Source organism: Pannonibacter indicus (assembly GCF_001418225.1).
In the GTDB taxonomy this organism is placed as follows: domain Bacteria; phylum Pseudomonadota; class Alphaproteobacteria; order Rhizobiales; family Stappiaceae; genus Pannonibacter; species Pannonibacter indicus.
Genome location: NZ_LIPT01000003.1, coordinates 544,372 through 552,140 on the forward strand (window position 1 = coordinate 544,372; position 7,769 = coordinate 552,140).

A 7,769-nucleotide genomic window follows, 5' to 3' on the forward strand; every position below is an offset into this window, starting at 1 on the left:
CAGATGAGCGACATTCACAAGAAGGAGATCGATGCTGTCTCCGGCGTCGAAACGACAGGCCACGAGTGGGACGGGCTCAAGGAGCTCAACAATCCCCTGCCGAAGTGGTGGCTCTATGTCTTCTACGCCACGATCGTCTGGGCGATCGGCTACTGGGTGGTCTATCCGTCCTGGCCGCTGCTCAGCGGTTACACCGCCGGCGTCCTTGGCAACAGCCAGCGCGCAGACGCGCTGACGGCTGTCGAGGCCGGTCAGGCCGCCCGTGCCCAGCTGGGTGCGGGTCTCAATGATGCCAGCGTGGAAGAGATTGCAGCCAAGCCGGAACTGCTCGACTTTGCCATGGCGAATGGCCGTGCAGCTTTCGGTGACAACTGCGCAGCCTGCCACGGCTCGGGTGCTACGGGTGCTATCGGCTATCCGAACCTGCAGGATGACAGCTGGATCTGGGGCGGCACGCTTGAGGATATCTATACAACCCTCAAGTATGGCATCCGCTCGGGTCATGATGAGGCCCGGATGAGCGAAATGCCAGCCTTCGGCCGTGATGAACTCCTCGACAAGACCCAGATCGATCAGGTCGCCAACTTCGTCGCATCGCGCGCCGGACTGGAAACCGAACCCGGTGTGGATCTGGCTGCGGGCGAGGTCGTCTATCAGGACAACTGCGCATCCTGCCATGGTGAGGATCTCGCCGGCATTCGCGAGATGGGCGCACCGAACCTGCTTTCGGCGAACTACCTGTTCGGCAAGTCGGTTCAGGCCATCAAGGCGCAGGTCAATGCCCCGCGTCATGGTGTGATGCCTGCCTGGGAAGGCCGTCTTGATCCGGCGACCATCAAGTCGCTGGCTGTCTACGTGCACTCCTTCGGTGGCGGCGAATAAGTCCGGAAATCTTGCGGGAGCTGCATGATGTGCAGGTACCGTGAGGACCGAAAATGACCAGACATACAAGGGCCGGGCACGCAAGTGTCCGGCCTTTGGACATGATGCCGCATTTGATCAGGCTCAAGGCCCGAAGCGTCCGCGCCGTCTAGTGTGTCTTGAAGGTCAGCATGAACCCGGGTCTGCGCCCTCGCGCTGCGCCCGGACCCGCCCGGGTGCCGTTGGGGCCGGAAACCGGGACGAAAGGACGGAATGATGCGAGTCGAGCCAAATGCCGCCGGTGCTGGCGGTGAGCCAGAAGAGTGGTTTGCGTCTGCCCGGAAGATCTATCCGATGGCGGTCAAGGGAACCTTCCGCAAGATCAAGTGGGCGCTGCTGTTCATCACGCTGGGCATCTACTATTTCCTTCCCTTCATCCGCTGGGACCGGGGGCCGAACGCTCCCAACCAGGCGGTTCTCGTCGATCTTCAAGGCCGGCGTGCCTATTTCTTCTTCATCGAGATCTGGCCGCAGGAGGTCTATTACCTCACCGGGCTGCTGATCATTGCGGCTCTGTCACTGTTTCTGATGAACGCGGTCGCCGGGCGTCTGTGGTGCGGCTATCTCTGCCCGCAGACGGTGTGGACCGACCTGTTTCTCTGGGTCGAGCGCAAGATCGAAGGTGACCGGCGCGAGCGCATTGCGCTCGACAAGGCACCGATGAGCCTGTCGAAGTTCGGCAAACGCGCAGCCAAGCATGTGTCCTGGCTGATGATCGCCTGGTGGACCGGCGGTGCCTGGGTGCTCTATTTCTCCGATGCGCCGACGCTGGTCTATGAACTCGCCACCTTCCAGGCACCGCTGAGTGCCTATGTGTGGATCGGAATCCTGACCACGACCACCTATCTGCTGGCCGGCTTCATGCGCGAGCAGGTCTGCATCTACATGTGCCCCTGGCCGCGCATTCAGGCGGCGCTGACGGACGAGAAGGCGCTGAACGTCACCTACCGCTGGGACCGGGGCGAGCCGCGCGGACCGCTGAAGCGCAACAAGCAGCTGGCAGCGCTTGGCCAGCCGGCTGGTGACTGCGTTGACTGCGGCCAATGCTTCCACGTCTGCCCGACGGGCGTCGACATCCGCAACGGCCTGCAGCTCGATTGCATTCAGTGCGGGTTGTGCATTGACGCCTGCGACGCGGTGATGACCCGCGTCGGCAAGCCCACGGGCCTCATCGGCTATGACACGGACGAGAACATCCAGCGGCGGCTGGAGGGCAAGGACCCGGCCTATGATATCGTGCGTCCGCGCACCATCATCTATGCTGCGGTCATCGCCATCACGGGGGCCATCATGCTCTATGCGCTGCTCGCCCGCGACTTTGCCGGCATCAGCGTGCTGCATGACCGCAACCCGATCTTCGTCCAGCAGAATGACGGCTCGGTGCGCAACGGCTTCACCGTCCGCCTGCTGAACAAGCAGAACCATGAACGCACTTTCATGCTCAATGTTGAAGGCATGCCCGGCGGTACGAGGGTCGAGGCGATCGGCATCGACCACTATGTGGATGGCCGTCCCTTCATCGTTGTCGGCCCGGACCAGAGCCGTGAGATCCGCGTGCTGGTCTATTCCCCGGCTGATGCAAAACTTGCGTCCTCGACCCCCGTCATCTTCCGCCTGACGGACACGGTGATGGGCGAGGTTGTCTACACCAGCGATTATTTCAAGGCCCCATAGGAGGACCAGATGACGCAGACACTTGCGAGGATGGGCAAGGGTAATGGAATGGCAGGGGCGGCGCGCCGCCCCATGACCGGATGGACGGTTCTGATCTGGCTGACGGGCTTTTTCGGGGTCATCTTTGCGGTCAACGGTATCTTCCTCTGGGTTGCTCTCGGCAGCTTCCCCGGAACAGTCGTCGACAGTTCCTACAGGGCGGGACAGGCCTTCAACAATGAGGTGGCAGCGGCGCGCGAACAGGCGTCTCGCGGCTGGCAGGTCGGCGTGCATCTCGAGCGCAGTATCGAAGGCCGTGCCCAGATCGCCATCAATGCCGAAAAGGCCGACGGCTCGCCGGTTTCCGGTGTGACCTTCGAAGCGAAGCTGATGCACCCGGTGGCAAAGGGACAGGATCAGACCGTGGACCTGACCGAAGGGGAAAGCGGGCATTACACGGCCTTGACGCCGGAGCCGCTGGCCGCGGGCAACTGGCACCTGATCATCGAGGCCCATGGGGCCGAGGGCCGGGTGTTCCGGTCCGAGAACAAGCTCTTCCTCAAGGACTGAGTCCGGCAAGCGCCCTGCGCGGTTCGGGGGGCGAGCCGGGCATGGCATTTTCTCCCGCGAAAAGGACGGATCATGACTGTGCATATGCGTGACTGGGACGCATTCGTCACACCCGGAGAAGAGGGCAGGGCCCATATGGACCTGGCCGTCGAGGGCATCACCTGTGCAGCCTGCATGGGCGACATCGAGCGCGGGCTGATGCGCCTGCCGGGCGTCGCCAGAGCGCGCGTCAACCTCACCTCTCACCGGCTCGCAGTGGACTGGGATGCCGCAGCCACCGGCGCAGACAAGATTGTCGCCACACTGGCACGCATGGGCTACAAGGCCCACCCGTTCGATCCGGCTTCGGCGCGCAACCGTCAGGACCAGACGGGGCGGGAACTGATGCGCGCCATCGCCGTCTCCGGCTTTGCAGCGATGAACATCATGCTGCTCTCCGTCTCGGTCTGGTCGGGCAATGTCACAGATATCACCGATGAAACCCGCGATCTGTTTCACTGGATCTCGGCGCTGATCGCCCTTCCGGCGGTTGCCTATGCGGGCCGCCCTTTCTTCAGAAGTGCCTTCAATGCCATCCGCGGCCGCCGCCTCAACATGGATGTGCCGATTTCCATCGGCGTGTGCCTCGCGGTCGGGCTGTCGCTGGTCCAGACCGCGCAAAGCCAGCATCACGCCTATTTCGAATCCGCCACCATGCTTCTGTTTTTCCTGCTGGTCGGCCGCTATCTCGATCACAACATGCGCGGCCGCACCCAGTCGCTGGCGGAGAATATCGCGGCCTTGAAGGGCGAGGTCGCGGCGCGGATCAATCCGGATGGCAGCGTGCGCGAGGTGCCGCTCTCCCGCATTCAACCCGGTGACCTCGTGCTGGTCACCGCCGGTGACCGCATTCCGGTTGACGGGATCATTGAAGAGGGTGTGTCCGAGGTCGATCAGAGCCTTGTGACCGGCGAAACGGCGCTTGAGCCGGTGAGGCCCGGGGACCGGGTCTATGCCGGCACCAGCAATGCCGATGGCGTGCTGCATGTGCGTGTGGCGGCTGCCTCCGGTTCCACTGTACTGGATGAGGTGAACCGTCTGCTGGAAGCGGCCGGACAGGCCAAGTCCTCCTATGTCGTGCTCGCCGACCGGGCCGCCTCCATGTATTCGCCGGTGGTGCATGCGGCGGCAGCGCTGACCTTTGCCGGATGGGCGATTTATGGCATCGGCTGGCAGCCGGCGCTTGTCATCGCCATTTCGGTTCTCATCATCACCTGCCCCTGCGCGCTTGGCCTTGCCATTCCGGCGGTGCAGGTCGTCGCTTCCGGGCAATTGTTCAAGGCAGGCGTGCTGATCCGGTCCGGCGATGCCATCGAGCGGCTGGCGGCTGCCGACACCATCGTCTTCGACAAGACCGGCACGCTGACCCTGTCCGAGCCGGAACTGGTGGAAGAGCCGGATCTTTCGGACCGGGATCTGCTGCTCGCCGGGCGTCTGGCCCTGTCCAGCCGTCATCCCTTGGCCCGTGGCCTTGCCCAGGCAACGGCGGCCAGCGAGCCGCTGGCCGGTGTGGCGGAGACAAGCGGGGCAGGCGTCTCCTGCGATCTGGGGGCACGCGAAATCCGGCTTGGCAGCCCCGCCTTCTGCGGCGCGGCAGAGGCAGATGTGGCGGCGCTGATGCAGCGCCATCCCGATGCCTCGCTGCTGGCCTATCGGGCCGGTGAGGGACAGGTGCGGCTGATCGCCCTGCGGCAGAAGCTCCGGCCTGATGCTCCGGCCGTTGCCGCCAGCCTTAGATCCATGGGCTACCATCTGGAGATCCTGTCCGGTGACCGGGCGGGCGCGGTGGAGCAGGCCGCCAATGCCCTTGGCATCAGTGAATGGCGGGCCGGGATGACGCCTGCGGGCAAGATTGCCCGGCTGGAGGAGTTGAAGCAGGCAGGCCGCACCGTGCTGATGGTCGGTGACGGGCTGAATGACGCTCCGGCTCTGGCCGCAGCGCATGTGTCGCTGTCGCCGGTGACCGCGGTTCACATCAGCCAGGCCGCTGCCGATGCCGTGTTCCTGGGCGGTCCGCTCCGCCCCGTCGCCGAAGCGCTTGCCATCTCCCGCAAGGCCAAGGCCGCCATGATCGAGAACCTTTGGATCTCGGTCATCTACAATCTGATCGCAGTTCCGATTGCGGTGGCGGGCTTTGTCACGCCGCTGATTGCGGCCGCCGCCATGTCGGGCTCGTCCCTCATCGTCACGGCCAACGCCCTGCGCCTGCGCCTTGTCAATGCGCGCATGGCACAAGACACGGTGCCCGGCCAGCCCGGAACCGGCGCGGCCACTGACCGCGCGCCTGCCATTTCTCTCAAGCCTCGGGGGGCAGAATGACCATCCTGCTGTTTCTCATCCCGGTCGCCCTGTTCCTCGGTGGATTGGGGCTGGTGGGCTTCCTGTGGTCGCTGAAAAGCGGCCAGTATGATGATCTCGAAGGCGCCAGCTGGCGTATTCTGGATGATGATGATCTGGAAGACGGGGACGGAAAGAAAGCCTGACCGGCTGCGCGATATCCAGGAAATGCGATGCCGGGGCACATGCCTCAGCCGACGAGCGCGGTGATCACCATGCTGGCGGAGACGATCAGCAGAGCCAGACCGGAGAAGAGGAGAATATTCTCGTGAGCAGGGCCTGAGCTGGCACTGAAGGATGGGATCTGCGCGACAGGTTTGTCCCTGCGTGCCTCCCTCTTCTTCTCGATGCGTTCGCTCTGCATGGCTGGCTCCGGGCGTCAGGATGAAAGGCTATAGCTAAACCCCGCCTTGTCTGACTGTGACGTTTTTATAGCACGGCTCCCTGAAAGGCGCGTTAAGCCATAGCTCCGGATCGAGTTAATGCTTCGCAACTTTACCAAGGTTTAAACCCGGTAACTTGAATCTTATGTCAAATTCGCGGCATCTCCGGTTAAATGCCCTTGGGTAAAAGAAAATCCTCTGCCACTGCTTCGCTCGTGCAACGGGCTGAATTTATTGGAAAAATAGGTGGGCAGACTGAAAATGTCCTCATCAGGCTACGGAAATGCCCGCTTGAGCAGTCAAACCCTGTGCGCCTGTTAACAGTCGCGCTGAGCTGCTCCCGTGCAGAGGCCTTTTGCGCGGCCGTGGCCTGACAACGGAGCGCCGGGCACTGGCAGAGTTGACTAACTCTCTTTTCATCCTTTGCCTGTAGTCTGATCTGGACGAACGGAGGTGGCCGGTGAGCCTTGATCTTGCCTCGCTGACATTTCTTCTGGTGGAAGACAGCGCCTACATGCGCACGATCCTGCGCACCATGCTGCAGGGTTTCGGGGCGCGGCGTATTGTCGAAGCCGAAGATGGTGCGTCTGGCCTTGAGGCCATGGACCGTGCCAATCCCGACATTCTGATTCTCGACTGGGTGATGCCGATCCTCGACGGCGCCGACATGGTGCGCATGATCCGCACCCAGAACAATCCCTTTGCCTATATCCCGATCATCATGGTGACAGGGCATACGGAGCGCAGCCGCATCATCGAAGCGCGGCGTCTGGGCGTGCATGAGCTGTTGTCCAAGCCGATCTCGGCCAAGGCGCTTTATCAGCGGGTCTCCAGTGTGATCATGCAGCCGCGTGACTTTGTGAAGACCCCGAGCTACTTCGGCCCTGCGCCGCGCGAAATCCGCAACCGCCAGAAGATCTGGCAGAGCGGGCTGCCGCAGCCGGGAAATGCCGGCGCGCCTGCGCAGGAATCCCAGGAAACTCAGGCCATCGGCTGAGGCCGGTTCTGCGCCGGGAACTTCGTAGAAACAAAGAGATCGAGCACTCTCGGCGGCTTCGTTTTCAACGAAAGTGCTCTGGCTGCCGTTCTGCAGCACGTCCCAACCGCGTACGGACCGCAAAGGGCCCGTATCAGGCAGCGACCGAGGCGGCGGCGGAACTGGCGGCAGCGTGATTGACCTGCTGCAGTTTCATTGCGCTGGCAAACTCGGAAAGCTGGTCCAGATCAACGAGGTAGTTGTCGAGCAGGAAGCGGACCAGCAGTTCGGTGGGCAGATGTGTATAGCCTTCCACCGCTGCAAAGAAGTCGTCCAAAGTCTCAAGGCGTTTGCGCAAGCGAACCATGCCGGTCTCCCCGATATCGACGATTACAGCTTCGGCATTTATGGTTAATGCAAAATGAATGACTGAGTCTGGATCATCTGAAAAGAGATCTTTACAAGGCTTTCGGGTCAGTGGCTGCGGTTAGATAATGGAAGGCGCGGCTGCTCCCAGCAGCATCGCGGCCGCTGCTCCTGATCGGCCCCCACGGACGGGTCCAATTTGATTGTTAGTGCAATGATGGTCGTGGCGCCAGCGCGGGCGGCATTGCTGGTTGGGGTTGCAGGGCCGCCCGCGCGAATGCCGGGATGAAGACCTCCGGCGCCGGCGGCTTGTAGCCGAGCGATCCATGCGGACGCACGGTGTTGTAATGCCGACGCCAGCTTTCCACGATGATCCTGGCCTCTTTGAGCGTGTAGAAGATCTCGCCGTCGAGGAGTTCGTCGCGCAGGCGCGCGTTGAAGCTCTCGATGTAGCCGTTCTCCCATGGACTGCCGGGAGCGATGTAGGCGGTCTTCGCCCCGACTGCGGTGATCCAGTCCTGCAC

9 protein-coding genes are annotated in these 7,769 nt (G+C 62.5%); 6 read left to right on the forward strand and 3 right to left on the reverse strand.

Annotated elements, in window-relative coordinates; all coding sequences use genetic code 11:
- The first annotated feature begins 3 nt into the window (after nucleotides 1-3).
- The 5 genes from ccoP (at nucleotide 4) to ccoS (ending at nucleotide 5,666) form a co-directional block, all read left to right on the forward strand.
- Nucleotides 4-882: a cytochrome-c oxidase, cbb3-type subunit III gene (gene ccoP / locus ASC48_RS08285; RefSeq protein ID WP_055455250.1), complete on the forward strand. Its 879-nt coding sequence runs from the start codon at nucleotides 4-6 to the stop codon at nucleotides 880-882.
- Between the two features lie 255 nt (nucleotides 883-1,137).
- A complete protein-coding gene (ccoG, locus tag ASC48_RS08290; protein WP_208975600.1) occupies nucleotides 1,138-2,595 on the forward strand; it encodes a cytochrome c oxidase accessory protein CcoG in 1,458 nt (485 codons plus the stop codon).
- 9 nt (nucleotides 2,596-2,604) lie between these two features.
- Nucleotides 2,605-3,144, forward strand: coding sequence for a FixH family protein (locus tag ASC48_RS08295; protein ID WP_208975601.1), 540 nt, complete (start codon nucleotides 2,605-2,607; stop codon nucleotides 3,142-3,144).
- Between the two features lie 72 nt (nucleotides 3,145-3,216).
- Nucleotides 3,217-5,502 carry a heavy metal translocating P-type ATPase gene (locus tag ASC48_RS08300; protein WP_244270022.1) on the forward strand — a complete coding sequence of 762 codons (2,286 nt, stop codon included), beginning with the start codon at nucleotides 3,217-3,219 and terminating at the stop codon, nucleotides 5,500-5,502.
- The gene (gene ccoS, locus ASC48_RS08305) at nucleotides 5,499-5,666 is read left to right on the forward strand and encodes a cbb3-type cytochrome oxidase assembly protein CcoS (protein ID WP_055455254.1); all 168 of its coding nucleotides are present in this window, start codon (nucleotides 5,499-5,501) and stop codon (nucleotides 5,664-5,666) included. Before ASC48_RS08300 ends, ccoS begins: the two co-directional genes overlap by 4 nt.
- A 44-nt stretch (nucleotides 5,667-5,710) precedes the next feature.
- On the opposite strand, the gene ASC48_RS19525 is transcribed toward ccoS, so the two are convergent.
- On the reverse strand, nucleotides 5,711-5,884 hold the full coding sequence (locus ASC48_RS19525) for a hypothetical protein (protein WP_156367091.1): 174 nt from the start codon (nucleotides 5,882-5,884) through the stop codon (nucleotides 5,711-5,713).
- A 479-nt stretch (nucleotides 5,885-6,363) separates the two neighbouring features.
- Between ASC48_RS19525 and ASC48_RS08310 the strand changes: the two genes are divergently transcribed.
- Nucleotides 6,364-6,900, forward strand: coding sequence for a response regulator (locus ASC48_RS08310; protein ID WP_072242558.1), 537 nt, complete (start codon nucleotides 6,364-6,366; stop codon nucleotides 6,898-6,900).
- A gap of 133 nt (nucleotides 6,901-7,033) precedes the next feature.
- On the opposite strand, the gene ASC48_RS08315 is transcribed toward ASC48_RS08310, so the two are convergent.
- Both ASC48_RS08315 and ASC48_RS08320 read right to left on the reverse strand, forming a co-directional pair.
- Nucleotides 7,034-7,246: a hypothetical protein gene (locus ASC48_RS08315; protein WP_141658904.1), complete on the reverse strand. Its 213-nt coding sequence runs from the start codon at nucleotides 7,244-7,246 to the stop codon at nucleotides 7,034-7,036.
- Between the two features lie 205 nt (nucleotides 7,247-7,451).
- On the reverse strand, nucleotides 7,452-7,769 hold a 318-nt coding region (locus ASC48_RS08320), incomplete at its 5' end, for an integrase core domain-containing protein (protein WP_244270023.1).

Bases quoted from the DNA above. Each gene is read 5' to 3' on its own strand.
- ccoP (WP_055455250.1), top strand. From the start codon at position 4: ATGAGCGACATTCACAAGAAGGAGATCGATGCTGTCTCCGGCGTCGAA.
- ccoG (WP_208975600.1), top strand. From the start codon at position 1,138: ATGCGAGTCGAGCCAAATGCCGCCGGTGCTGGCGGTGAGCCAGAAGAG.
- ASC48_RS08295 (WP_208975601.1), top strand. From the start codon at position 2,605: ATGACGCAGACACTTGCGAGGATGGGCAAGGGTAATGGAATGGCAGGG.
- ASC48_RS08300 (WP_244270022.1), top strand. From the start codon at position 3,217: ATGACTGTGCATATGCGTGACTGGGACGCATTCGTCACACCCGGAGAA.
- ccoS (WP_055455254.1), top strand. From the start codon at position 5,499: ATGACCATCCTGCTGTTTCTCATCCCGGTCGCCCTGTTCCTCGGTGGA.
- ASC48_RS19525 (WP_156367091.1), bottom strand. From the start codon at position 5,884: ATGCAGAGCGAACGCATCGAGAAGAAGAGGGAGGCACGCAGGGACAAA.
- ASC48_RS08315 (WP_141658904.1), bottom strand. From the start codon at position 7,246: ATGGTTCGCTTGCGCAAACGCCTTGAGACTTTGGACGACTTCTTTGCA.